The following is a 24,074-nucleotide window of genomic DNA, read 5'->3' on the forward strand; positions in this document are numbered from 1 at the left end:
TTACTACTGAGTTTGACGAGGAGTATCTTTCAAATTGCTTGCCAAAAACAAATAACATGATAAAAGTCAGTAAAAAAAACAGCGTGCAAAACACGCTGTTTAATATTTAAAATATTGATTTTCAGTATATTATTAAACTTTTTCATTGAATTGTTTAGAAGTAGTCTAAATTACAGGATGTGTAATGATCTCAAATTCTAACAGGAATTTTCTCAAGTAAAGGCTAAGCATTATTCAGTTTTCTGTAAAAATTCAATGATTCCAGGATATTTTTTTGAGTGCACTGATGGTCGTACGTACATGCACCTATTGCTGATAATAAAGAAAAATTGATCTTGCTATCGGTATTCTTTTTATCATTAAGGAGGAGTGCCGTAATAGCTTCATCTGTAAAATCACTGATATCGAGGTATGGATAATACCTCTGAATGTTTTCAATAACCGTTTCGGCATCCTGTTTAGAAATAAGGTCTTCAAGGTAAGCCAGATGAGCTTCGCAAATCATACCCATAGCTACAGCTTCACCATGGAGAATAGGATTTCCCTGGCTTAGGCAGAGGCTTTCCACAGAATGTCCAATGGTATGCCCGAAGTTTAATGTCTTTCTGATATTTCTTTCATGAAAGTCTTTTTCTACCACATCCTGTTTAATATCCATAGAGGTATGAATATGAGGGATTATAGTTTCCACATCAAGTTTATGAATTTGGATAAGACTTTCCCAGTGAGATTTATCGGCAATAAGTCCGTGTTTGAGCATTTCAGCAAAGCCGCTTCTTAATTCTTTAAACGGAAGCGTTTCTAAAAATTTAGGATAAATAAAGATCTGTTCAGGAAATGCAAAAGTTCCGACCATATTCTTATAATGCATAAGATCAATTCCTGTCTTTCCGCCAATGGAGGCATCACACATGGATAAGAGGGTAGTGGGAATATTGATGAAGTGAACTCCTCTTTTATAGGTAGAAGCCACAAATCCTCCCATATCTGTGATCACGCCGCCCCCAAGATTGATGACCAGTGCTTTTCTGTCTGCCTGCATTTCGGTAAGAATCTCCCATAGCTGGTTGGCTGTCTGGATATTTTTCATTTCTTCACCAGCTTCCACTTCTAAAATTTCAAAGCCCAAGTCTGTTTCCATGTTGCCTAAAAGAACCGGAAGACAATATTCATGGGTATTTTCATCAACCAAAATAAAGATTTTACTGAAAGATTTTCCGTGCAAAAAGCTGTTCAATTGAGAAAAATCATCGTTTAATATTGTTATCATTACTGGAGTTTCTTTAAAATTAAAATAAAACTATTGTGCAAAGTTATGATTCTTAATTTTTAACTCGTAACTAAATTACTATCTTTGCAGAAATTTTTAGAATGAGCAGAGATAATAATAATTCAGAAAGGCCAAAAAGACCAAGAACTTCAACAAGACAAAGTTCTGATGATTCTCGTGCTTCTAGATCTGGAAATTCTTCAGGATCAAAACCTTTTAAGAAACCTTTTCCTAAAGCTGGCGAAAGAAAATTCGACAACAAAGGAAGTAATTCTAAGTTTGAACCAAAACCTTTTAAAAGAACTGAAACATCTTCGAGCAGCAGAAATGAAGATGGCAGTTCAAATTCTGATGACAGATCTTTCATCACCAATTCAAGTGAAGGGCGTGAGAGAAAAACTTTTGGTAAACCAGCTCCAAAGAGAGGTGCAAAAAGTTTTGATACAAGAGACAAATATGAGAGAGGTAGTCTGAAATATGGCAGAAGACCGTCTAATGGAGATGACAAAAATGAAGATAAAGCAAGATCTTTTGTACAGAAAAGAAGGTTAAATAAGATTGATAAAGATGTTCATAAGGATACGATCCGTCTTAATAAGTATATCGCAAATTCCGGGATCTGCAGCAGAAGAGAGGCTGACGAACTGATCACTCAGGGACTTGTAGAAGTAAACGGAGTAGTGGTAAATGAGATGGGGTACCAGGTTCAGAAAACAGATAAAGTAGTTTTTGACGGACAGGGAATCACACCTGAAAAGCCGGTATACGTACTTTTGAATAAACCAAAAGGTTATATTTCTACAACGAAAGATGATAAGGCGAGAAAAACCGTAATGGACCTTGTTGCCAACGCATCTCCTTACCGTCTGTTTCCTGTAGGCAGACTGGACCGTTCCACTACCGGGGTTATTCTTTTAACGAATGACGGCCACATGACTAAGAAACTGACGCATCCTTCGTTTGATGCCAAAAAGATCTATCATGTGACCTTAGATAAAAAACTGACCAATGAGGATATGAAGCTTATTGTAGAGGGAATCCGTCTGGATGAAGGAGTAGCGGTTGTAGACCAGATTTCTTTCATTGAAGGAAAACCTAGAAATGAAGTTGGAATTGAAATTCATATCGGATGGAACCGTGTGATCAGAAGAATCTTCCAAAGACTTGGATATGAAGTGGAGGCTTTAGACAGAGTCATGTTCTCTGGTCTTACAAAGAAGAATATCAAGCGTGGACACTGGAGAATCCTTTCAGAACAGGAAGTGAATAATCTTAAAATGCTTTAATAAGGAATCATTAATATAATGATTTCCTCAAATTTGATTTAAAGTTTTTAAAATAATAAAAGAGGCTGCCCAAATCTTTTGGGCAGCCTCTTTACAATATAAATTATGCTGTAAAACTACCCCAAAATGGTTACCCCTTTCTGAAGCATTTCAAAAATTGCATCTTTACCGTTGTCCGGTTTTACGTTTACGGCACGGGTTCCGTTAAAGTGAAGACAGGTAACATATCCGTTGGCAACAGCATCTGTGCAGGTAAATTTCACACAATAGTCTAATGCAAGACCTACGACTTCAAGAAGCTGGATGTCATGATATTTTAAGAAATCATCAAGTCCTGTTTTCATAAAGTGATTATTATCCTGAAATCCGCTGTAAGCATCAATCTCAGTATTTTTTCCTTTCTGGATAATATGGGTTACTTTGTCTCTGTTCAGGTCTTTATGGAATTCTGCTCCATAAGTTCCCTGCACACAGTGATCCGGCCACATAAACTGCGGAACCCCGTTCAGGATAATGCTTTCACCTACTTTTCGGCCATTGTTGCTGGCAAAACTTTTATGGTTGGCAGGATGCCAGTCCTGGGTAAGAACGATCTGGTCATATTCATTTTCTTCCATCAAAAGATTGATGTAAGGAATCACTTCGTTGGCTTGCGGAACTGCTAATGCGCCGCCTTCACAGAAATCATTCTGTACATCTACGATGATTAACGCTTTTTTCATATTTAGATTTCTCGAATTTTGGATAAAAATACTCAAAAAACTTTCCAAAACTGAATTATCGGACAAATCGGCAAGATAAAATTTAAAGAAGAGAAATAAATTCCAGGCAGTATCGTGCCTTAGGTGATAAAACCAAATATCAATAGCTTATATTTGCAGTAAATAAGTATTTTATGTCATTTGAGTCTTTAGGATTATCACACAATATTATTCGTTCTGTCAACAAACTTGGTTATCTGAAGCCGTTCCCAATCCAGGAGCAGGCTATTCCTGTTATTCTGCAGGGAAAAGACCTGATGGGAATTGCACAGACCGGTTCAGGAAAAACTGCATGTTTTGTGATGCCTATTTTGGAGAAATTACAAAACTCAGAAGTAAAGAAAGACCGGAATGTTCAGGTTTTAATTTTGGTACCTACCCGTGAATTAGCCATTCAGATTGATGAAGTTTTCAGGGCTTTTACGGAGAACCTGAAACGTGAGATCCGTACCATGGCTGTTTATGGTGGTGTTTCTATCAACCCTCAGATGAAAGGTATGTTCGGAGTAGAAGTTCTTATTGCTACACCAGGACGTTTACTGGACCTGATTGATCATAATGCATTGAGTATTTCAGAAATCCGGTATTTGGTAATTGATGAAGCGGATAAAATGTTTCAGTTGGGTTTTGGTGAGGAAATGAATAAACTTTTCGCCTTAATGCCTGTAGCAAAACAGACGACTTTGTTTTCAGCAACCTTAAATGATAAAGTGGCTGAAATGAAGGAACGCTTATCCATCAATCCTGTCATGATTGAAATCAAGAAGGAAGAAGTTGAGATTGATAATATAGAACAATTGGCTTACCATGTTTCTCCGGAAAATAAAGGCCCTTTTTTACGATATCTGATTAAAGAAAAGAAAGTTGAAAAGGCTTTGATCTTTGTTTCATCTACAAGATCTGCGGATAATTTAGTAGAGAAACTTAAAAAGAATAAAATTAAGGCTGTAGCCATTCACAGCCAGAAGTCACAGGGTGCCCGTAGAAATAATTTAGAAGAATTTAAAGTAAACGGAGCTCAGATTTTAGTAGCAACCGACTTAATCGGCCGTGGTATTCACATTGAATCTTTGCCTTGCGTGATCAATTACGAATTGCCACGTTCCCCTTTAGATTATATTCACCGTATTGGAAGAACAGGCCGTGCCAACGAAAAAGGAACCGCAATCAGTATTCTTACAGATGATGAATTGCAGCATTTCAGGGTAATTCAGAAGAAAATGGGTAAGAAAGTGACTTTGCAGAGAACTGAAGGTATTGATCTGCATGGATATTAAGGTATACATTTAAAAAAAGAATGGCTTCAATTTAATAGAATTGGGGCTTTTTTTAAGTATTTTTTTATCCACCCATTTTACTTTATAAATAAAACTAAGTAATTTTATAAAACATTTAACCAGATAATTAACGATGAACAATTTAAAGCAAAAGAAATATCCTATCGGCCAGTTCCAACAGCCTGAGAACATCTGTGATATTAAACTTGATGAATATATTAAGGTCATCAAAAACTTTCCTGAAAAGCTGAAAAGCTTAATAGAAGACTTCTCTGATGATCAGTTAGACACCCCTTACAGAGAAGGGGGTTGGACGGTAAGACAACTTATCAATCATATTGCCGACAGCCATATCAATAGTTTCATTCGTTTAAAATTGGCATTAACGGAAGATAACCCGACGATACGACCTTATGATGAGGCGAAATGGGCAGAACTTCAGGACAGTGTAAATATGCCAATAAAACCTGCCATGAGAATGATAAAGGGAACACATCAAAGATGGGCAGCTTTGCTTAAAACGCTTACAAATAAACAATTTGAAAGAACCTTTCATCACCCTGAACAAAACCAAAATTATGATCTGAGAAGTTATCTGGCGCTCTATGTTTGGCATTGCAACCATCATTTTGCCCATATTGAAAACCTTAAGAAAGAGAAAGGTTGGTAAAAAAGAGTCTGCACGATACAGTTTATTTTGAGGAAATCATTGACAGGATTTCTTTGCTTACTGAAAATTCCTCACGAAAATGGGGAAAAATGACTGCTTCCCAGATGTTAAAGCACTGTGATCTTGTTCTTAAGGTTGCTTTGAGGAAAGTGGAGTTACCTGCTATAAATATCCTCTTTAAAACAATAGGAATGGTCACAAAAATAGAAATGCAGGTATTTAATAATGGAATTCCCTCAAACATGCCAACTTTTCAAAAACTAATCGTTAATTTTGAGTGTGATTTTGATGAATCAAAAACCAATCTGCTGAATACGCTGAATGAGTTCCGGACTGCATCTGAAAATAAAGATCTTCCGGACCACCACAGATTATTCGGTACAATGACTGAAAAAGACTGGGGATTTTTAGAATACAAACATCTTGATCATCATTTAAAACAATTTAATGTATGAGTTTTTTTGACAAAATATTCGGAAGTAAAAACAACAATCCTGAACGTAAATCCTTTTGGAATAACATAGAATCGGAAGAGGACCTCGCTAAAGCACTAGAGAATTCCTATCACCATAGAATTGCCATTTTCAAACATTCAACACGATGCTTTATCAGCACAACAGTATTGAAAAACTTTGAAAGAGAAATAGATAATTCAAATGATAAACTGGATTTATATTACCTAGATTTGCTGACATATAGAGCTATTTCAAATAAAATATCTGAAGATTTAGGAATCAGGCATGAAAGTCCCCAGCTGATCATTATAGAAGATGGTAAGGTGATCAACAGTTCCTCGCATGAAGATATATCCATAAGCCAGATCGTATCATGAAGAATATCAACACTTATTTAGCTAAGGTACTCAATGTTCCCATAGAAAAAGTGAATATGTGCAGCCTGCACTATGAAGTAAAGAAAATACCTAAAAATCAATTTCTTTTACAGTATGGTGAAATCTGCAGGCATATTTTCTTTGTTGAAAAAGGGTTGCTGAAGATGTATTCTATAGACAAGAACGGCAAAGAGCACATCATACAATTTGCTCCGGAAAGCTGGCTGATTTCTGACCGAAGCAGTCTTTATTTTAACGAAAAATCTATTTACTATATAGAAGCGGTAGAAGATACAGAAGTTCTTTTTCTCCACCCCGATTTCTTTAATAAGCTTGTAGAACAGTTTCCCAATAGTATTGAAAGAAGTGATTTCTTATTGCAAAAGCATATAAGAAGTCTGCAAAACAGAATTAATTCTTTGCTTGGCGAAACAGCAGAAGAAAGATATATGAAGTTTATTAAAATGTATCCGGATCTTCTTCTGAGAGTTTCACAATGGATGATTGCTTCTTATCTTGGTATCACGCCTGAAAGCCTGAGCCGTGTAAGAAAAGAACTCGCAAGAAAAAACTTCGTTCCGGACAAATAATCAGATCTTTTTTGCAAGATTCCCGACCTGCTGCAGGCATAATTTGGTTTCTTCCGTCCATGGAAGACCAATGCAGAGGCGCATGCAGTTTTCAAACTGATCCTGCAGGGTAAACATCCTGCCGGGAGCGATGCTGATATTTTGTTTGATCGCCAGGTCATACAGCTCGGTAGTTCGGATCTTTTTGTCAAATTCTACCCAAAGGGAAAGTCCTCCCTGTGGGCGGCTGGTTCTTGTTCCTTCGGGAAAATATTCTGCGATGGTCTGTACATAATTCTGATAGTTATTCTGAAGCGCTTTCCTCATCTGCTGAAGATGTTTTTCATACCTGCCGGATTTGAGAAAGTTGGCAACCGCTTCATTCACGATAGAAATCGAGGATGTGGAGTGAAGCAGCTTAAGCTTCATGATTTTATCTTTATATTTTCCCGGTGCAATCCAGCCTACCCGGTAGCCCGGAGCCAGTGTTTTTGAAATAGAACTGCAGTACAGTACATTCCCGTCCCTGTCAAAAGATTTACAACATTTCGGACGACTGGATCCGAAATAAAGATCCCCGTATACATCATCTTCTATCAGAGGAATATTATTTTCCGAGAGAAGTTTCACGATCTCCTTTTTATTTTCATCCGGCATACAACTTCCAAGCGGAGAATTGAAATTTGGAATTAATAGACACAGATTAATCTGGGGAATTACTTTCCGCAAAGCTTCTATTTCAATTCCGGTGGTTGGATGGGTCGGCAGTTCCAGAACATTTAAACCAAATCCGTTGGCCAGCTGTAATATTCCCGGATAGCATGGGCTTTCTATCGCTATTGTATCTCCCGGTTTTCCTAAAGCCATCAGACAAAATGATAACGCATTCATACCACCGTTTGTAGTGACCAGATCATTTTCATTAAAATTTCCGCCCCATTGGATTGACCGTAAGGCAATCATTCTCCGGAGTTTTAGATTACCCTGGAGTTCTTCATATTCGGTGCCGCCATCTTTTAATTCCCGGGTTGCGTTGATGATTTCTTTTTTCAATTTAGCCTGAGGCAGAAGATCTCCTGAAGGAATCCCAATGGAAAAAAAAGTCATTTCCTTTTTACCCATATTTTCATACACCTTGCTGATCAGCTCATCCGGTTCATCATTATTGGCGATCAGAGAAGGGCGGCTTACAGCAGTCAAGGGAAGATTGACAGACATCAGGCTGCTGACAAAATAACCAGACTGCGGTTTGGATTCTATTAAAGACTGGGATTCAAGTTCCAGAAAAACACGCTTTGCCGTATTCATACTTACCTGATGCTCCTGGCACATCTTTCTAACAGATGGAAGCTTGTCACCTGTCTTCAGTAGTCCGTTTCTAATTTGGGAAGCAATTCCGTCTGCAATTTCTGTGTAGATAAATTCTTTACTCATTTTGTTAAACTGTGCTCATGCAAATATATAAAACTGAGACTGTGTTTATCTGTTTTTCCTTTCTAATTTTGAATTATCAAAAAAAATAAGAAAAATGATGACTGAAAAAATATCGAAAGATGAAAGCATAAATGGATGGATCAATGGTTTTATAGGAGTGGTACTGTTCAGTGGAGGAATGCCCGCCACCAAATTGGCGGTGATGGAAATGAGTCCCATTTTTGTAACAATAGCCCGTGCGGCTATTGCCGGGATACTAGCCCTTTCTGTTTTGCTGATCTATAAAGAAAAGCGTCCTGAAAAAAAGCAGATCTTTCCGTTACTGATTGTTTCTATTGGCTGCGTAGTCGGGTTTCCGCTTCTTTCTGCGCTGGCACTTCAATATCTGACCTCGGCGCATTCTATTGTATTTTTAGGAATACTTCCCTTAGCTACGGCGGTATTTGGAGTTTTCAGGGGTGGAGAGAGGCCACATCCTGTATTTTGGCTTTTCTCGGTAATCGGAAGTCTTCTGGTAATAGGATATGCGGCTTTTCAGGGTATTTCAGCTTCACCTATCGGCGATATTCTGATGCTTCTGGCGGTAATTCTGTGTGGAATGGGGTATGCTGAGGGTGCCAAGCTCTCAAAAACATTAGGTGGATGGCAGGTTATTTCCTGGGCTTTGGTATTGGCATTGCCTGTAATGATTCCCTTATTTTTTATTTATTTTCCGGATCATATTGAGAATATAAGTTTTAATGGATGGTTTGGCATGGCTTATATTTCACTTTTCAGCATGTTCATTGGATTTATTTTCTGGTATAAGGGTTTGGCACAGGGCGGTATTGCTACGGTGGGTCAGTTACAGTTGTTACAACCTTTTTTCGGCCTTGCTCTTGCTGCTTATTTTCTTCATGAACATGTAAGTGTAGGGATGCTTGGTGTCACTATCGGTGTTATTTTATGTGTTGCCGGAACCAAAAAGTTTGCTAAATAGCCTGAAAACATCATTATGACTACAGTCATAAACTAAGTCATCAGTGATAGACTAATTTTGGGGTACACTACAAAATAACTATTATGAAATTTACCATTTTACTGATGCTTCTGGGCTTAACCGTACTAAGCTGTAAAAAAGAAACAAAAATTGAAACCACCAAAACATCGGACAGCGTCATTGTTGATCAGGTGCCTGCAGACACTATTGTCAAAACCGTTCCTGTAGATACTTTGCATACAGATGCAACTGGAGTCCAAAAAATGGATACCGCGAAGGTTATCGAAAAATAGTTTTACCGTTATAGATTTTAGAAACCCGTTTTATAAGTAAGGCGGGTCTTTTAAACTTTTGTTAATCAACAAAACCCTTCACGACTGCTGACAGGGTTATCTTAGTTTATCCTGAATTATATAATAAAAAATAAATCAATTAATTTAATGGTAATTATTTAACAGTAATCTAATATGCTACTATTTATAATTATTAATTAACATTATTTAACTTTTTATTGAATAATAAAGGTTTAGTTTTTGCATAAGCCTAACGGCCTAAGTTTCCCCAATGGATTTTACTAAGAGATTGTGAAAAGATTAACTAATAACAAAAAACTATAATATGGTTATTGACGAAAATATATTATATTCAGTGGGGGCTGAAATCAGAATTTATAAACCCTCGGAATACTTATTCACTGAGGGAGAACGTCCTAATTATTATTATCAGATCATTACAGGAGAGGTAAAACTAAACAATTATAATGAGGATGGTAAAGAGTTTATCCAAAATATTCTGTCAGCAGGACAGAGTTGCGGTGAGTCTGTGCTTTTTATAGACCGACCTTTTCCTATGAATGCAGAAGCACTTACCGAATGTAGCGTTATAAGGTTGCATAAAGATGCATTTTTAGGATTGCTGAATGAAACTCCCAAATTATACCGTGAGATCAGCAGCTTTCTATCTCAGCGCCTTTATTACAAATTCATTATGATGCAGAATATTTCCTCTCCAAATCCTGCAATCAGGCTGAGAGGGTTAATGGATTATCTTAAAAGCTTTCACCATGATGAAAGTCCGTACTCTTACACAATTCCGTTAACGAGACAACAAATGGCCAATCATACAGGTCTTTGTGTAGAAACTGCTATTAGAACTATTAAACATATGGAAAGGGAAAATATTGTCAAAATTAGAGACCGAAAAATTTTATATTAAAAAGAATGATTCTCAATAAAAATCACTATTTTTTATTGAATATTTAAAGACCAAATTATGAAGACAATAAGCTGCATGAATATTGACGAAAACAAGCTTTATTCATCGGGAGGAGAGATTAAAACTTATAAGAAAGGGGAAATGATATACAGAGAAGGACAGCATGCACTTTATTATTTTCAGATTATAGAAGGAAAAGTAAAACTTAATAATTATGATGATGATGGAAAAGAATTTATACAGAATATTTTCGTAGGAAAACAAAGTTTTGGTGATTCACTGCTTTTTGTAGATAAATTTTATCCAACAAATGCTGTATGTATTGCTCCGTCAGAAATTATAAAAGTTCCGAAAGAGCAATTTCTGAATTTAATGAAGAAAGATCCTGATCTTTCTCTGGAAATGAATGCCTGTCTTTCCCAAAGACTTTATTTCAAAGCGATCATGCTGCAGAATATGGCCTCATTGAATCCCATTTCAAGACTTACGGGTTTTTTAGATTACCTGAAAAGCTATCATGACGACAGTTGTGGAAATTGTTTTCATGTAGAACTTACCAGACAGCAAATCGCCAATCTTTTAGGGCTGCGTGTAGAAACCGTGATACGGGCTCTGAAAAAAATGGAAAAGCAGGGGAATATTACATTGGAAAACAGAAAAATTATTTATTAAACAATTCACTAATGTGATTGAGATCATAAAAAAGTGAATTATTTAGGGGTATATTTGAAATAGGAAGATTCAATAGAATTCTTAAGACCCCGTAAAGGCAGCAGGAAAAGCTTCATGCTTTATCCGGGTTTGAATGATCAGGCCCTAACTATTGTCGTAAGCACATACCGGCATGCTGTAAATTATCCTAATATCAGTAAAAATTAATAAAATGAGTTTGAAGAGGTTCAGAATCACTGAAATTGATATCGGATAGGAGACTTATAAACTATATAGAACTGCTTCTGCATGATTTAGTAACCAAGTACTCAACATATGGATTGTCAGAAAATAGTAAAAACCTTGAAGCACAAAGATTTCATAAAAGTTTCCAACAAAGGGAACTGGTTTGAGGACGGCGCAGCGATCTATGTCAAAGAAATAAAAAATAATATTTTCTTGTTATTTGTTATCTTAAAAGATATAGAGATAAAAAATGTCCAAGCATTGATCGCCCATTTTGACAGCTTCAGCAGTATTGGATTAAAAGAACCTGAGCAGATTATGTTTTATCTTTCCATTAAAGACACAGAAGACCTCCATTATTTTGAAAAATATTTAAAAATGCCAGATAACTAATAACCTTTGAGAATATGATATTTGAAAATGACACCTTAAAATATTCCGGACTGAATGATAAGAACAATATGATAGAGAATGAATCTTTATTCCCCAGCGTTATTAATTCCTATGGAGTTACCGCTTTTTTGATCAAATCATTGGAAAAGATAAAGAATAATGCGAAATGTGATATTTTGAAAAATGTAATTGATACTTATATCAAAGAATATATTCTGAATATCCGTGAATATCACGGTGAAAGGACCCTTTCTGTACCCAATAGAAATACAGAAATACAAATTGAGAGTTCTTCTTTTACTCTATACGCCAAAACTGCTTATTATAAAGTTTTAAAAGAAGAAGAGTATCTCAATAAGCTGTTGAACACTCTTGAGAATACAGCACAAACACCAAAAGACTTTTCAAATTTTTAACCTTCACACCACTTATACTAAATATTTTAATATGAAAAATAATTTGCAAAACAACAAGAAGTTAGATCAGCTCGATGCACACAGCACTTCAAATGAAAATGAAAAACTGACGACCAACCAGGGATTGAAGATCAATAACAACCAGGATTCTCTAAAAGCTGGTGACAGGGGGCCAACACTGCTGGAAGATTTTATTTTAAGAGAAAAGATTACCCATTTCGATCATGAAAGAATTCCTGAAAGAGTTGTCCATGCCAGAGGTTCAGGGGCGCACGGTGTTTTTAAGCTGAACAAAAGCCTTGCTGCCTATACCAAGGCAAAATTTTTAACAGAAACAGGGAAAGAAACGCCTGTTTTTTTGAGATTTTCTACCGTAGCAGGGAGTAAAGGAAGCACAGATCTGGCGAGAGATGTGAGAGGTTTTGCTATAAAATTTTATACTGAAGAAGGAAACTATGACCTTGTGGGAAACAATATGCCTGTCTTTTTTATTCAGGATGCCATTAAGTTTCCGGATCTTATTCATGCAGTAAAACCTGAGCCGGACAATGAGATTCCTCAGGCGGCTTCTGCCCATGATACATTTTGGGATTTTATTTCTCTGATGCCGGAAAGTATGCATATGATCATGTGGCTGATGAGCGACAGGGCAATTCCAAGAAGTCTGAGAATGATGGAAGGCTTTGGTGTCAATTCCTTTAAATTCATTAATGAGGAAGGAAAAGTTCATTTCGTTAAATTTCATTTTAAACCCAAACTAGGGGTGCATTCCGTAGCCTGGGACGAAGCACAGAGAATTTCCGGTGTAGATCCTGATTTTCATAAACGAGATCTTTGGGAAGCTATTGAAAAAGGAGCATTCCCTGAGTGGGATTTCGGAGTTCAGCTAATCCCTGAAGAAGATGAGCATAAATTTGATTTTGATCTTCTGGATCCATCAAAACTGATCCCAGAAGAAGAAGTTCCCGTACAGATCGTCGGTACCTTAACTCTGAATAAAAACCCTGAAAACTTTTTTGCTGAAACAGAACAGGTAGCCTTTCATCCCGGACATCTTGTACCTGGTATCGATTTTACTAATGATCCGTTACTTCAGGGCAGACTATTTTCATATACCGACACCCAGTTATCAAGATTAGGTTCACCCAATTTCCACGAAATACCTATTAACAGATCTATAAACACCGTTCACAACAATCAGCGTGACGGACATATGAGACAGCAGATCGCTAAAGGAAAAACGAGTTATGAACCCAATTCCATAGGAGGAGGATGCCCTTTCCAGGCCATGATGTCAGAAGGAGGATTTACTTCCCAGGAAGAAAGAGTTTCAGGAGAAAAAGTAAGAAGAAGAAGCCAGAGTTTTGTAGATCATTATTCACAGGCCAAATTATTCTACAACAGCCAGTCAGAACCGGAAAAGTTACACCTTCAGAATGCACTTATTTTTGAGCTCTCAAAAGTGACCATTCCGGAGATCAGGGAAAGAATGGCAGGACAGCTAGCCTTTATTGATGATTTGCTTGCTCAAAAAGTTGCAGATAAAATAGGAGTTAAAGTAAAAAAACTTAATCAGCCCAACCAAAGCATTCCCGCCGATGCTAATGTGGAAGAACTGCAGAGTAAGGAAAGAGAACCTAAAACAAAAGTCTCTGAAGCATTAAGTATGGCGAATACGATTAAAAATACGATTAAAAGCAGAAAGATCGGCTTTATTGTAGGCAATGGAGCCAATGGAAGTGCCCTTAATGAATTAAAAACAAAACTGGAAGGTGAAGGTGCAACAGTAGAAATTATTGCTCCAAGTCTAGCTCCGGTTAAAACAGACGATGGTTCGTCACTTACTCCAAAGCATTCCCTTACCAGTATTGCCAGTGTATGTTTTGATGCTTTATACATCAGCGCAGGAGAGGAATCTACTAAAGAACTGGTAGAACCTCAAAACAAACATCATGCGTTAAATTTCGTCAACGAAGCATATAAACATTGTAAAGCCATTTATTTTGGAGCAGGAACAGAAGAGCTGTATAATATCAGCAACCCGGCTTTCAGAAAACATGAAGATCGTGCGATAATTACCTCAGAAAATAAAAACCCGGAAAAGGAATTTATATCCGCAATTGCCGGACACAGAGTCTGGGATCTTGAGTTGGAAAGAAATTCATGATTATGCCATAGGCACCTTCACACCTAAATATTAAAATTATGAAAGCAGCAGTATTCCACACATCGGATTCAGCAACGGCTATTCACTATCATCACCGTCAGACAATAGCTGTCTTTCGGTGATGTTTCCAAAGGAGATGAAATTTTCAATAAAAACAGGATAGATACTTAAAAGTAGTCTTAAATCCTTGGGAATCTTCAGGTCTTATACTATAAACCAATCATTTAATAATTAATGTTATGGAATTTTCAAAAAAATCTTTTAGAATATATAAGCCAGTCACTCATAAGTGCAGATGAAACTATTTCAATCGCTGAAAGTGTGACTTCAGGATGTCTGCAGCTGGCTTTTTCTCAGATGCCGAATGCCTCTTTATTTTTCAAAGGCGGTATGACCGCATATACGCTTCCTCAAAAAGTAAAATTGCTTCATGTAGATAGGGAAGAAGCTGAAGAGTGCGACTGTGTATCAGAAAATATTGCGCAAACGATGGCCCTGAATGTGGCGAAAATTTTCGATTCCGACTGGTCCATCGCCACAACAGGCTACAGTACGCCAATCAGAAATTCAGCTTATAAAATCTTTGCATTTTTCTCTTTTGCCTATAAAGGAGAGATCATTCTTACCAAAAAACTTGAGCTTCATCCTAAAACACAGGCTCTGAATGCTCAGCTATATTATACCGAATTCATTCTTGGATGCTTTAAAAGCGAGATCAATCAACTTCTGATTTTAAAATAATTTTTTAAATGGAAAGATTTAAAGATAGATTGGTTCTTATTACAGGCGCAGACAGCGGAATAGGAAAAGCTGTAGCTTTACTTTTTGCAGAGGAAGGAGCTCATATTGCAGTCATTTATCATACAGATGATGAAGATGCCGGGAAAACAAAAAAAGCTATTGAAGATCTTGGCAGAAAATGCATATTGTTTAAAGGAGATATTAATGATTATGAATTCTGTGAAGAAACTGCGAAAAAAGTGATTTCAGAATTTGGAAGAATTGATGTACTCATTAATAATGCCGGTGTGCAGTTTCCCGCGGAAAACATTAACGATCTTGAAGAAGAAAATATCAGAAAGACTTTTAATTCCAATATTATTGGAATGATTCTTCTCACGAAAGTAATCTTTCCTTATCTCAAAGAAGGAAGCAGTATTATCAATACCACTTCGGCCACCGCTTACCAGGGACATCCTGAGTTGTTGGATTATTCGGCAACCAAAGGTGCAATAGTATCATTTACCCGTTCTCTCGCCCTGCAGGCAAAACCTAAGGGAATACGCGTCAATGCAGTTGCGCCAGGCCCTGTAGCTACACCACTTACTAAAGAAACTTTTGGAGAGCAGGAAGACGATCCCAATAAACCTCCTTTCGAGAGAAACGCTACTCCTGAAGAAGTGGCAGCCAGCTTTTTGTTTTTAGCGGGTAATGGAGCTGCCCAGATTACAGGCCAGGTTCTTCATCCCAATGGTGGACTGATTGTCAATGGATAGAATAATCGGATAGCATCAGCTATTTAATTGATATCAAATTTTAAACCTGTTATTATGTCTAAAAAAAGTTTCTTTTACCGTAACAGCCTAAGCATTGTTATACTTTTATTAATGTTTATTTGTCTTTTTGGCCAGTTTTTAACAGGTTGGAAAACATTTAATAAAGAACTGGAAGAAAACGGAAGTACTTTGCTCAGTTTAGGAGCATATATTCACAGCGGACATTTCATACAAGCAACCTTTGAAAACTGGGAAAGTGAATTTCTTCAAATGATGCTGTATATTGTACTTACTGTTTCGCTTAGGCAGAAAGGTTCCAGTGAATCCAAATCTTTAGATGAAAAAGAAGAGGTGGATAATGAACCAAAACCGCACGCAAAAGCTCCGTGGCCCGTGAAAAAAGGCGGAATTTGGCTTGCTGTCTACAAACACTCTCTGTCCCTGGCTTTTGCTCTTTTATTCCTGGGAAGTTTTGGAATGCATTTTTATGGCAGCCTTAAAGATTATAATGAAGAGCAAATTTCAAAGAAAAAACCTACCGTTACAGCAAAACAATATATTTCAGAATCCAGATTCTGGTTTGAATCTTTTCAGAACTGGCAAAGTGAATTTCTTGCTGTGGCCTCCATTGTGATCCTGTCCATTTGGCTTCGTGAAAAAGGCTCTCCGGAATCCAAGCCCGTGGATATGCCTCATGATGAAACGCCTTAACTGATCTTTTTTACTTTTGGTTTAGACTTCATAATCATATAGTAGGAAGAGGTGAATGCAGATAAACTCTGATAACCTACTTTATAAGCTATCTGGCTTAAAGTAAGCTGTCCGGCATCAATAAGTTCTATGCTTTTTAAAATTCTTACAAGCTGCAGGTATTTCTGAAGCGTAATGCCTGTTTCACTTTTGAAGATCCTTTGCAGGCTCCGTACAGACATTTGTGCTTTTCCGGCCAACTCATCAGCATTCAGGCTATACTTGAAATTGGAATTGATATAGGTGCAGACAGGTATAAGTCTTGTATCCGAAGGGACCGGGATTTCCAGATAACTGCTTTCTTTGCAGAAATTAGGAAGACTTTTTAAAATGGCTCTAAAAAAAAGATCCTGCTCTTCATCTTCCACTACCGATTGATTCCATTTTGAGGCATACAGAAGCATTTCTTTCAAAACAGAGGGAGCCGCAAAAACCTGTACATTCTTGTAAAAATCATCACTAAAAAGAGTTTTAAATAAGAAAACCATTAAACTGACTGTTTTCGCTTCTGATGTTATCCTGTGCGCTTTACCGGAAGGGATCCAAATAACATGATGCTGTGGCACAATATAAATTTTCCGGTCGATATGGAAATACTGGTAGCCTTCTTCCACAAAAGTAAGCTGCGCCCGTTGGTGGGCATGCTCGTGATCATCATGCTTCCAGTCTTTTTCACACCAGACATAAGCCTCCTTTTCAATCGTGTCTACAAACCGGCTGTCTGTTTTTTCCGTTAAACCACATTTCATGATGTCGTTTTGCATAGAGTTTTTGGCAAATTTAATAAAAACGACAATACTAATTTTGTATTGTAATTATTTATCTATCAAAAATGAAAAAACTAAGTACATTTTTTGTATTAATTTTATTATTAAAAATCACCACAATCATGGCACAGGACAACAAAGCTAAAATACTGGTCCTCATTCATTCAGATAATGGAGGAACCTATGAACTGGCTAAAGAAATAGCATCCGGCATCGAAAGCAATAAAAATGCTACAGCCATCATTAAACAGGTCAAACAATCCCAAAGCCCAAAACTAAAGAACATTCCCGTAGCTTCAGTAGATGAACTGCCTTCTTATGATGGAATAGCTTTTGGATCACCCGTCTATTTCGGAAATATAAGTACCGGAATGAGCGAATTTTTATCTAAAACCGTTAATTTATGGACCAATCATGCGCTGGAAGGAATGCCTGCAACCGTTTTTATGTCTGCGGGAAGCGGTGCTGGTAAAGAGCTTGCTCTTAATGCATTCTGGAATTCCTTAGCCGTTCACGGAATGGTTCTGGTATCAAACGGAATCAGAGGAACCGAAAGTATCAACAAAACAATTCCTCAGGGAAATACGGTTTTAGGCGTAACCAGTATGGCTTCACTGAAAGATGTGGAAAGGCCCACAAAAGATGAGCGTACATTGGCAGAACTGCAGGGAAGAAACTTTGCGAAAACGGCTTTGGCGCTTAAAGGAACATTCACTAAAAAAGAAACTGTACCTGTACTGGAAGAACAAAATCCAAAAGATATTGAAGCGACTTTAAAACAGAAAAATCTTGTTCTTCCACAGGTTCCAAAACCGGCAGGAAATTATAAACCGTTTGTACGTTCCGGAAATTTGGTATTCATCAATCAGGTGGCTTTGAAAGAAGGAGAAATTTTAAATCCCGGAAAATTAGGAGTGGATGTAAATGAACAGCAGGTAAAAGAGGCTACGAAAGCCACAATGCTTAACGTTATAGCGGTTTTAAAAGAAGCGGTAGGTGGGGATCTCAGCAAAGTTAAACAATGTGTACAGCTGACCGGAATTTTCAACACAAAAGAGGACTACACTAAACATGCTGAGCTGATGAACATTGCATCAGACCTTACTGTAGAAGTTTTTGGAGAGAAAGGAAAACATGCGAGAGCCACTTTAGGAGCTTCATCTATTCCTGTGAATTCTTCTGTAGAAATACAGGCCATATTTGAAGTGGAGTAGGTCGTTCCAAATTATGCAGATCTGTTTTATTTATCGGGTTTGTGAGAAGGTAAATTGAAGTTAGTTAAACACTTAGATTTACAGATTGAGTAGTTTTTTATCTTTACCTATTTTTCTAAATTGAGTTTCAGGATGTCCACTAGGATATGAAAAACTAAAAATCCTGGTATCTGAGCATCTCAGATCTACCAGGATTATTTTAATATTTATGTTATAAAAATTCGGCTTCGATTCTCGAAGCCGAATTTTATTTTATACAACGGCATTTCCTTCCACGCCGTCAGAATTATTAGTTTTAATTCCTGTCACTGCGGAAGCCACAAAACTTAATAAACTAACTAGTTTCCCTGCTTTGGTATCCCAATAGTAGGTTTCTTTAGGTTCTACACGGATAATGGTAACATCCGGATCATCTTTTCCATCAAACCATGCCTTCGCCATTGGCGACCATTTTTCTTCGATGGTAGCTTTGTCTTTATAGACAGATGCCTGCCCGTAAACAGAAAGATACTGAGAATCACTGTTATTCATAAAGAATAGCTGTACCCGGCGGTCTTCTTTTATTTCAAAATTTTTATTGCTTGTTCCACTGCTGATAAACCATAAATTTCCGCTTTCATCTGTTTCCTGCAGAGTCATAGGACGAGAATTTACGGGAATGGTTTCAAGTTCAGTACAGAACATACATATTCTTGCTTTTTCAGAAAGTTCCTTAATCTTTTTAATGGCTTCGAGGTGAGCTAAATTTTGTGTTGACATAATATAATATTTTAGTGATTGATTTAGAATAAAGAGTGAATGTATCATTCAGTGTAGCAGGCATAATTCAAAAATCTAACCAAAAACGAAATAATTTCAATATTTTTCTATAAAAGACCTTTGTTTTAAATTATTTTTATTGATAGATGATAAAACTGAAAATGAGCATAGTGCTCAGAAATAATTACTTTTGTTAAATAATTCTTTTACAAAAGAATTCAACAATCTGAATACGATATAACCTGATGGAAAACTATGCTGTCATTTTAGTGATTATGGCCTTAATGATCGGAATATCTGGCCTGGCAGGAAAAATAAAAATCCCTGTCCCTATGCTGCTGTTAATTGCAGGTATTTTAATAGGTTTTGTCCCGGCTATGCCTGAAATTGAGATCAATCCAGAGATTATTATGCTGTTGTTTCTGCCGCCATTATTGTATGATGCCGCATTCAATATTTCTTTTCAGCAGTTTAAAACCAATATCAATACCATTGGAACATTAGCGATAGGATTAGTGTTCTTAACCACGGCAGGTATTGCCGTTATCGCATATTATGTCATTCCGGGAATGACCTGGCCACTGGCTTTTGTGCTGGGTTCTATCCTGTCAGCTACGGACGCTGTAGCAGCAGTAGGGGTTACAAAAGGATTGGGTCTTTCCCATAAAACAATGACTATATTGGAAGGGGAGAGCCTCATCAATGATGCTTCAGCTTTGGTTGCCTATCGCTTTGCTGTGGCTGCTGTTACCGGAATAAGTTTTGTCACCTGGAAAGCATCATTGGAATTTTTTGTTGTGTTGGGGGGCGGATTTCTTATTGGCTGGATTATTTTTAAAACATTAGCACTCACGATCGGATTTTTCCGAAGCGATGCAATGGTGGTCAACAGTCTCATCCTTTTAATGCCTTTCGTCACTTATCTTATTGCAGAGCATTTCAATGTTTCCGGGGTTATTGCTGTAGTTGTTCTCGGTTTGGGAATGTCCAGGCTCAGCAGAAATAAATTTCCGGATCGTGTGAAAGAACAGTCCAGGAATTTCTGGGACATTATTATTTTCCTGCTCAATGGACTTATCTTCTTATTAATTGGCCTTGAATTTCCAATTATCCTAAAAAAAATACCCCATATTCAGATATGGACTTATGCAGGTTATGCAGCTGTGATTGTTTTGGTCACCCTGCTGATCAGGATGGCAAGGGTATATTTGCAACAGTTCAATCTTCAGAAAGCTTTTCAGGGTAAAAGGAAAATCAGTGAGGAAGCATTATTTGATTCAAAAACCAGTTTTGTCATCACCTGGTCCGGAATGCGTGGAATTGTATCTTTAGCAATTGCTCTGGGACTTCCCGCGACATTAAACGACGGCGAGCCTTTCCCCTTACGTAATGAAATGATCTTCCTGTCCATAGCAGTTGTCTTAATCTCACTTTTAGGACAGGGACTTACCTTACCATGGATCATAAAAAAACTGAAGTTATAATCATGCAAATAGCTCCTCCCAAGCAGCTGGCATGCTATATCAAACATTATATATTTTTAGAGAATAGCAAAGATGCTGTTAAGAAATTACGCCTGTTTGCAGATGGTAACACTGGTTTAATCATTTCTTCTGATATCCATATGCAGGATGATTCAGATCAATACCTTCCGCTATCTTTTTTTTATGGACAGCCTACGCAGTATAAAAATCTGACTACAAAAGGGACATTTTCTTTATTAGCGGTTGTATTTCAGCCTTATTTTTTCAACCTGCTTTTTGATGTATCTGCCAAAGAAATTAAAAATGAGATCATTTCGGCTTCAGATATTGTGAAGGAACAGCTGATGCCTTTTCAGGAGAGCCTTTATAAAAAAGAAGATCCCCAATCTATCATAATGGCATTAAATGCTTACTTTTTTCAGCTTATTTCAAAGAAAAGAAATCAGGATTCATGGTTGATACAAGCCCAGCAATATATGCTTCAAAACAAAGGTGCCTTGTCTTTGAAAGAGCTTGAACATTTTACAGGGTATTCTGAACGGCATATTGAACGAAAGTTTGAAGATCATATCGGAATATCACCTAAAAAATACAATACAATTCTCAGGCTTCATCATTTTTTAAGCCTGATGAAAAATAATACTGATTATCAAACCATGACCGGTATTTCTTATGAAGCAGGATATTTTGACCAGTCTCATCTGATCAGAGAATTTAAAAACACAATTGGGCTGACTCCTAACCAATATCTGAAAACAGAAAATAAGCTGGCCGTAAATTTCATAGAACTTCCATACCATTAGAATGTCGGTTTTTTACAATTTCTGAAAGATCAGGCTGCCTAATTTTGCTGAAAAAAGTATGAACAATCTCAAAATTTCTACAGCACAATTTGAAAATAAAAGTGGTGACAAAGACTACAATCTCTCGGTTATAGAGAAATTAGCAGCAGAAGCAGCAGCCAAAGGTTCTCAGGTTATTGCTTTCCATGAATGTTCAATTACAGGATATACTTTTGCGAGAAAGCTTTCCAGAGAGCAGATGATTGATATAGCAGAACTTATACCTGAGGGAAAAAGCATTCAAAGATTACAGAATATTGCAGCTCGATACAATATTACTATTCTTGCCGGATTATTTGAAAAAGATGAGCATGACAACCTTTTCAAAGCGTATGTTTGTGTTGATAAAACCGGACTGAAAGCCAGGTACCGAAAGCTCCACCCATTTATCAATCCTCACCTGACTCCCGGAAATCAATACTGTATTTTTGATATTGAAGGCTGGAAATGTGGTATTCTGATCTGCTATGACAATAATATTATCGAAAATGTGAGAACGACGAGACTTTTGGGAGCCAATATTATCTTTATGCCGCACGTCACGATGTGCACCTCTTCTACAAGACCGGGAGCAGGATTTGTAGATCCGGAATTATGGCAGAACAGGGAAACCGATCCTACATCACTTCGTTTAGAATTTGATGGGATGAAAGGAAGAGACTGGCTCATGAAATGGCTGCCTGCAAGAGCGTATGATAACGGAATCTATGTTGTTTTTTCCAATCCTGTCGGGATGGATGATGACCAGCTTAAAAATGGCTGCTCCATGGTCATTGATCCTTTTGGAGATATTATCACAGAATGTCGCTCGTTTGAAGACAGCTTTGAAACCGCTGTTATTACTCCTGAAAAACTTACTCAAGCCGGAGGAAACAGATATATAAAAGCAAGACGTCCGGAATTGTACAGGCATATTATTGGAATGGAGCATCATTCTGAACAGAAAGTAGTCTGGCTGAAAAATTAAGAATTGGAAGATATCCTTGTCAGGGTTTAAAACTTGACAAGGGTTTTTCTCAATACTTTTTCATAATCTACTGAGGATCTTTTTATCAATGTAGAATGTTCCGAAAGGGATAAAACATGCCAGAATCACTTTCCAGGTGATTTCTTTAAATTTCCAGTTTTGCTCAACACCTACACTTAAAGTATTAAACAGGAAAAGTAGAAATAATGTTCCATGAATGGGTCCTATCATCCTTACCAAGGCAGGATTATCAAGCCAATACTTCATAGGAACGGCAATGAAAACTAAAGTCAATAGAGAGATTCCTTCCAGGATAGCCAGAATTCTCAGGCGGCCGATTTTTGTTTTTAATAAATGTATCATAATTATCTGAAATAGGGTCTGTTGGCAAGAGGAGAGAATGGCCACGGAATGGCAATGAAAATGACAGCTAAAGCAATAGTGAACCAGACCAGCATCGTCTTGAAATTTTTCTCTGTCCGTTTCTTTTCTTTTCGCTAAAGCTGAACCTGCGGTGATCAGGATAATAGCCGTGATCATCATCAGAATATGAATCATTCCGAAGAATACCAGATCTAAAGATGCTTTAGCCTCGCCGAAGTTTTTCCAGAAATATTTTACAATAGGACTTTTAGAATATAAAATAATTCCCAGGACCAATTGTACATGAGCAAAGGTGGCGGTCCAGTGCCTGGCTGCATTATCCGTTTTAGAAAATTGTTTACGATGATAAAATCCTTTAAAAGAGATCCAGATCGCATAAATAAGACTTAATAAAACAACCCATCTGAAGAGGGAATGGAGAAATGTAATACTTTGGTACATCAGTATTTTTTTAGTGATCCAAAGATATAATAAAAAACATACTGATTAGTATGTTTTTGAGGAAAAAATTATTCCAAAGACTTGAAATAAGCTTTAAGACCTTTTAAATAAACCAGATACACCGATTTTGAATTTTCCAGTTTGCCTAAATTCCGGACACCCCAATAACCGGACATTACAAAAACAGCAATTTCTTTGGCATTAATATCCTCTTTTACAGAACCTTTTTTCTTGCCTTCTTCAATACAGGTGATTATAGCGTTTTCCCATCTTGAAGAAAGTTCATTAAGAGCTTTTGTAAAATCTATATGCCAGGGAGCCATCTCCTGGGTGAAATTGGAGGCAGGGCAACCGTATTCAACCTTTAGAAAATCGTTTTCCATTAGAATACCGTATACCAAATGATAAATACTCTCCAGTGGATGATCAGTATTTTGAAGAGGTTCAATAAAAGTGCTTTTAAAACTGTTTTTCAAAAGTTCATTAATGATCGCCAGTCCCATTTCATCTTTGGTTTTAAAATGATAATAGAACGCTCCTTTCGTCACCTGGGTTGTAGCGATAATCTCATCAATGCTGGTCGTTTGATAACCCTTTGTGTAGATGAGCTCAAAGGCTTTCTGAAGAATATTCAGGCGGGTAACTTCTGATTTTTTCATTAAATAAGCTGGTTTTATGCAAAGGAACGGAATTTTTGTTCAAGAAAACAAGCTATTATAATTATGATACTACTATACAATTTAAATAATTTTTATAATACAATAATTCATCGGAAATTTGCATAGTCAATTCAACAAAATTATA

At 37.1% G+C, this 24,074-nt stretch carries 27 protein-coding genes; 20 read left to right on the forward strand and 7 right to left on the reverse strand.

The features are described 5' to 3' along the window. Window positions 1-223 precede the first annotated feature (223 nt). On the reverse strand, window positions 224-1,270 hold the full coding sequence (gene aroB, locus QF044_RS07815) for a 3-dehydroquinate synthase (protein WP_307265692.1): 1,047 nt from the start codon (window positions 1,268-1,270) through the stop codon (window positions 224-226). Between the two features lie 101 nt (window positions 1,271-1,371). On the opposite strand from aroB, the gene QF044_RS07820 reads away from it, so the two are divergent. Beyond that, window positions 1,372-2,556, forward strand: coding sequence for a pseudouridine synthase (locus QF044_RS07820; protein ID WP_307265694.1), 1,185 nt, complete (start codon window positions 1,372-1,374; stop codon window positions 2,554-2,556). 116 nt (window positions 2,557-2,672) lie between these two features. Here the strand turns inward: QF044_RS07820 and pncA are convergent, their stop codons facing one another. Continuing rightward, entirely contained in the window at window positions 2,673-3,278 is a 606-nt protein-coding gene (gene pncA, locus QF044_RS07825) for a bifunctional nicotinamidase/pyrazinamidase (protein WP_307265696.1), read from the reverse strand. A 173-nt stretch (window positions 3,279-3,451) separates the two neighbouring features. On the opposite strand from pncA, the gene QF044_RS07830 reads away from it, so the two are divergent. The 5 genes from QF044_RS07830 (at window position 3,452) to QF044_RS07850 (ending at window position 6,686) form a co-directional block, all read left to right on the forward strand. After that, the gene (locus tag QF044_RS07830; RefSeq protein WP_307265698.1) at window positions 3,452-4,594 is read left to right on the forward strand and encodes a DEAD/DEAH box helicase; all 1,143 of its coding nucleotides are present in this window, start codon (window positions 3,452-3,454) and stop codon (window positions 4,592-4,594) included. Window positions 4,595-4,727: 133 nt separating this feature from the next. Next, a complete protein-coding gene (locus QF044_RS07835) occupies window positions 4,728-5,264 on the forward strand; it encodes a YfiT family bacillithiol transferase (protein ID WP_307265700.1) in 537 nt (178 codons plus the stop codon). Next, on the forward strand, window positions 5,258-5,719 hold the full coding sequence (locus QF044_RS07840; protein ID WP_307265702.1) for a DUF1569 domain-containing protein: 462 nt from the start codon (window positions 5,258-5,260) through the stop codon (window positions 5,717-5,719). Before QF044_RS07835 ends, QF044_RS07840 begins: the two co-directional genes overlap by 7 nt. Next, complete coding sequence (ytxJ, locus tag QF044_RS07845; RefSeq protein ID WP_307265704.1) at window positions 5,716-6,096, forward strand: bacillithiol system redox-active protein YtxJ; 381 nt, start codon at window positions 5,716-5,718, stop codon at window positions 6,094-6,096. Before QF044_RS07840 ends, ytxJ begins: the two co-directional genes overlap by 4 nt. Continuing rightward, window positions 6,093-6,686, forward strand: a complete 594-nt coding sequence (locus QF044_RS07850) for a Crp/Fnr family transcriptional regulator (protein ID WP_307265706.1) — start codon at window positions 6,093-6,095, stop codon at window positions 6,684-6,686. The genes ytxJ and QF044_RS07850 overlap by 4 nt, the downstream gene beginning before the upstream one ends. On the opposite strand, the gene QF044_RS07855 is transcribed toward QF044_RS07850, so the two are convergent. Beyond that, the gene (locus tag QF044_RS07855; protein ID WP_307265707.1) at window positions 6,687-8,099 is read right to left on the reverse strand and encodes a PLP-dependent aminotransferase family protein; all 1,413 of its coding nucleotides are present in this window, start codon (window positions 8,097-8,099) and stop codon (window positions 6,687-6,689) included. It lies immediately after the preceding gene. 94 nt (window positions 8,100-8,193) lie between these two features. On the opposite strand from QF044_RS07855, the gene QF044_RS07860 reads away from it, so the two are divergent. The 10 genes from QF044_RS07860 to QF044_RS07905 all read left to right on the forward strand — a co-directional run bounded on the left by QF044_RS07860 (window position 8,194) and on the right by QF044_RS07905 (window position 16,373). Then, a complete protein-coding gene (locus QF044_RS07860; RefSeq protein WP_307265708.1) occupies window positions 8,194-9,078 on the forward strand; it encodes a DMT family transporter in 885 nt (294 codons plus the stop codon). A gap of 83 nt (window positions 9,079-9,161) precedes the next feature. Next, entirely contained in the window at window positions 9,162-9,371 is a 210-nt protein-coding gene (locus QF044_RS07865; protein WP_307265709.1) for a hypothetical protein, read from the forward strand. A 325-nt stretch (window positions 9,372-9,696) separates the two neighbouring features. After that, complete coding sequence (locus QF044_RS07870) at window positions 9,697-10,293, forward strand: Crp/Fnr family transcriptional regulator (RefSeq protein ID WP_307265710.1); 597 nt, start codon at window positions 9,697-9,699, stop codon at window positions 10,291-10,293. A 57-nt stretch (window positions 10,294-10,350) separates the two neighbouring features. Further along, entirely contained in the window at window positions 10,351-10,965 is a 615-nt protein-coding gene (locus QF044_RS07875; protein WP_307265711.1) for a Crp/Fnr family transcriptional regulator, read from the forward strand. A gap of 315 nt (window positions 10,966-11,280) precedes the next feature. After that, the gene (locus tag QF044_RS07880) at window positions 11,281-11,583 is read left to right on the forward strand and encodes a hypothetical protein (protein ID WP_307265712.1); all 303 of its coding nucleotides are present in this window, start codon (window positions 11,281-11,283) and stop codon (window positions 11,581-11,583) included. Window positions 11,584-11,597: 14 nt separating this feature from the next. Next, complete coding sequence (locus tag QF044_RS07885) at window positions 11,598-11,999, forward strand: hypothetical protein (protein WP_307265713.1); 402 nt, start codon at window positions 11,598-11,600, stop codon at window positions 11,997-11,999. Window positions 12,000-12,030: 31 nt separating this feature from the next. Next, the gene (locus tag QF044_RS07890; protein WP_307265714.1) at window positions 12,031-14,166 is read left to right on the forward strand and encodes a catalase; all 2,136 of its coding nucleotides are present in this window, start codon (window positions 12,031-12,033) and stop codon (window positions 14,164-14,166) included. 234 nt (window positions 14,167-14,400) lie between these two features. Next, complete coding sequence (locus QF044_RS07895) at window positions 14,401-14,907, forward strand: CinA family protein (RefSeq protein ID WP_307265716.1); 507 nt, start codon at window positions 14,401-14,403, stop codon at window positions 14,905-14,907. Between the two features lie 8 nt (window positions 14,908-14,915). Beyond that, complete coding sequence (locus tag QF044_RS07900) at window positions 14,916-15,662, forward strand: SDR family oxidoreductase (protein WP_307265718.1); 747 nt, start codon at window positions 14,916-14,918, stop codon at window positions 15,660-15,662. 54 nt (window positions 15,663-15,716) lie between these two features. Beyond that, window positions 15,717-16,373 (forward strand): DUF6766 family protein, encoded by a 657-nt coding sequence (locus tag QF044_RS07905; RefSeq protein ID WP_307265719.1) that lies wholly within the window; start codon window positions 15,717-15,719, stop codon window positions 16,371-16,373. On the opposite strand, the gene QF044_RS07910 is transcribed toward QF044_RS07905, so the two are convergent. Continuing rightward, complete coding sequence (locus QF044_RS07910; RefSeq protein WP_307265720.1) at window positions 16,370-17,176, reverse strand: AraC family transcriptional regulator; 807 nt, start codon at window positions 17,174-17,176, stop codon at window positions 16,370-16,372. The genes QF044_RS07905 and QF044_RS07910 overlap by 4 nt on opposite strands. 68 nt (window positions 17,177-17,244) lie before the next feature. On the opposite strand from QF044_RS07910, the gene QF044_RS07915 reads away from it, so the two are divergent. Continuing rightward, window positions 17,245-18,393, forward strand: coding sequence for an Atu1372/SO_1960 family protein (locus QF044_RS07915; protein ID WP_307265721.1), 1,149 nt, complete (start codon window positions 17,245-17,247; stop codon window positions 18,391-18,393). Window positions 18,394-18,645: 252 nt separating this feature from the next. Here the strand turns inward: QF044_RS07915 and QF044_RS07920 are convergent, their stop codons facing one another. After that, window positions 18,646-19,152 carry a pyridoxamine 5'-phosphate oxidase family protein gene (locus tag QF044_RS07920; protein ID WP_307265723.1) on the reverse strand — a complete coding sequence of 169 codons (507 nt, stop codon included), beginning with the start codon at window positions 19,150-19,152 and terminating at the stop codon, window positions 18,646-18,648. A 245-nt stretch (window positions 19,153-19,397) separates the two neighbouring features. On the opposite strand from QF044_RS07920, the gene QF044_RS07925 reads away from it, so the two are divergent. Genes QF044_RS07925 through QF044_RS07935 form a run of 3 tightly spaced genes read left to right on the forward strand, consistent with a single transcriptional unit; the run spans window position 19,398 to window position 22,445 of the window. After that, on the forward strand, window positions 19,398-20,636 hold the full coding sequence (locus tag QF044_RS07925; protein WP_307265724.1) for a Na+/H+ antiporter: 1,239 nt from the start codon (window positions 19,398-19,400) through the stop codon (window positions 20,634-20,636). A 2-nt stretch (window positions 20,637-20,638) separates the two neighbouring features. Next, window positions 20,639-21,439: a helix-turn-helix domain-containing protein gene (locus QF044_RS07930; protein WP_307265725.1), complete on the forward strand. Its 801-nt coding sequence runs from the start codon at window positions 20,639-20,641 to the stop codon at window positions 21,437-21,439. 58 nt (window positions 21,440-21,497) lie between these two features. Continuing rightward, on the forward strand, window positions 21,498-22,445 hold the full coding sequence (locus tag QF044_RS07935) for a nitrilase family protein (RefSeq protein WP_307265726.1): 948 nt from the start codon (window positions 21,498-21,500) through the stop codon (window positions 22,443-22,445). A gap of 60 nt (window positions 22,446-22,505) precedes the next feature. On the opposite strand, the gene QF044_RS07940 is transcribed toward QF044_RS07935, so the two are convergent. Together QF044_RS07940 and QF044_RS07945 are read right to left on the reverse strand one after the other, a co-directional pair. After that, complete coding sequence (locus QF044_RS07940) at window positions 22,506-23,270, reverse strand: DUF3817 domain-containing protein (RefSeq protein ID WP_307265727.1); 765 nt, start codon at window positions 23,268-23,270, stop codon at window positions 22,506-22,508. 68 nt (window positions 23,271-23,338) lie between these two features. Then, window positions 23,339-23,929 (reverse strand): TetR/AcrR family transcriptional regulator, encoded by a 591-nt coding sequence (locus QF044_RS07945; RefSeq protein WP_307265728.1) that lies wholly within the window; start codon window positions 23,927-23,929, stop codon window positions 23,339-23,341. Between the last annotated feature and the right edge of the window lie 145 nt (window positions 23,930-24,074).

It is taken from the genome of Chryseobacterium sp. W4I1 (genome assembly GCF_030816115.1).
In the GTDB taxonomy this organism is placed as follows: Bacteria; Bacteroidota; Bacteroidia; order Flavobacteriales; family Weeksellaceae; genus Chryseobacterium.

Coding starts and splice junctions, on each gene's coding strand:
- QF044_RS07865 (WP_307265709.1), top strand. CDS start 9,162: ATGAAATTTACCATTTTACTGATGCTTCTGGGCTTAACCGTACTAAGC.
- QF044_RS07895 (WP_307265716.1), top strand. CDS start 14,401: ATGTTATGGAATTTTCAAAAAAATCTTTTAGAATATATAAGCCAGTCA.
- pncA (WP_307265696.1), bottom strand. CDS start 3,278: ATGAAAAAAGCGTTAATCATCGTAGATGTACAGAATGATTTCTGTGAA.
- QF044_RS07915 (WP_307265721.1), top strand. CDS start 17,245: ATGAAAAAACTAAGTACATTTTTTGTATTAATTTTATTATTAAAAATC.
- QF044_RS07905 (WP_307265719.1), top strand. CDS start 15,717: ATGTCTAAAAAAAGTTTCTTTTACCGTAACAGCCTAAGCATTGTTATA.
- QF044_RS07870 (WP_307265710.1), top strand. CDS start 9,697: ATGGTTATTGACGAAAATATATTATATTCAGTGGGGGCTGAAATCAGA.
- QF044_RS07930 (WP_307265725.1), top strand. CDS start 20,639: ATGCAAATAGCTCCTCCCAAGCAGCTGGCATGCTATATCAAACATTAT.
- QF044_RS07935 (WP_307265726.1), top strand. CDS start 21,498: ATGAACAATCTCAAAATTTCTACAGCACAATTTGAAAATAAAAGTGGT.
- QF044_RS07885 (WP_307265713.1), top strand. CDS start 11,598: ATGATATTTGAAAATGACACCTTAAAATATTCCGGACTGAATGATAAG.
- QF044_RS07900 (WP_307265718.1), top strand. CDS start 14,916: ATGGAAAGATTTAAAGATAGATTGGTTCTTATTACAGGCGCAGACAGC.
- QF044_RS07880 (WP_307265712.1), top strand. CDS start 11,281: ATGGATTGTCAGAAAATAGTAAAAACCTTGAAGCACAAAGATTTCATA.
- ytxJ (WP_307265704.1), top strand. CDS start 5,716: ATGAGTTTTTTTGACAAAATATTCGGAAGTAAAAACAACAATCCTGAA.
- QF044_RS07925 (WP_307265724.1), top strand. CDS start 19,398: ATGGAAAACTATGCTGTCATTTTAGTGATTATGGCCTTAATGATCGGA.
- QF044_RS07830 (WP_307265698.1), top strand. CDS start 3,452: ATGTCATTTGAGTCTTTAGGATTATCACACAATATTATTCGTTCTGTC.
- QF044_RS07850 (WP_307265706.1), top strand. CDS start 6,093: ATGAAGAATATCAACACTTATTTAGCTAAGGTACTCAATGTTCCCATA.
- aroB (WP_307265692.1), bottom strand. CDS start 1,270: ATGATAACAATATTAAACGATGATTTTTCTCAATTGAACAGCTTTTTG.
- QF044_RS07835 (WP_307265700.1), top strand. CDS start 4,728: ATGAACAATTTAAAGCAAAAGAAATATCCTATCGGCCAGTTCCAACAG.
- QF044_RS07855 (WP_307265707.1), bottom strand. CDS start 8,099: ATGAGTAAAGAATTTATCTACACAGAAATTGCAGACGGAATTGCTTCC.
- QF044_RS07860 (WP_307265708.1), top strand. CDS start 8,194: ATGATGACTGAAAAAATATCGAAAGATGAAAGCATAAATGGATGGATC.
- QF044_RS07820 (WP_307265694.1), top strand. CDS start 1,372: ATGAGCAGAGATAATAATAATTCAGAAAGGCCAAAAAGACCAAGAACT.
- QF044_RS07910 (WP_307265720.1), bottom strand. CDS start 17,176: ATGCAAAACGACATCATGAAATGTGGTTTAACGGAAAAAACAGACAGC.
- QF044_RS07940 (WP_307265727.1), bottom strand. CDS start 23,270: ATGTACCAAAGTATTACATTTCTCCATTCCCTCTTCAGATGGGTTGTT.
- QF044_RS07890 (WP_307265714.1), top strand. CDS start 12,031: ATGAAAAATAATTTGCAAAACAACAAGAAGTTAGATCAGCTCGATGCA.
- QF044_RS07875 (WP_307265711.1), top strand. CDS start 10,351: ATGAAGACAATAAGCTGCATGAATATTGACGAAAACAAGCTTTATTCA.
- QF044_RS07945 (WP_307265728.1), bottom strand. CDS start 23,929: ATGAAAAAATCAGAAGTTACCCGCCTGAATATTCTTCAGAAAGCCTTT.
- QF044_RS07920 (WP_307265723.1), bottom strand. CDS start 19,152: ATGTCAACACAAAATTTAGCTCACCTCGAAGCCATTAAAAAGATTAAG.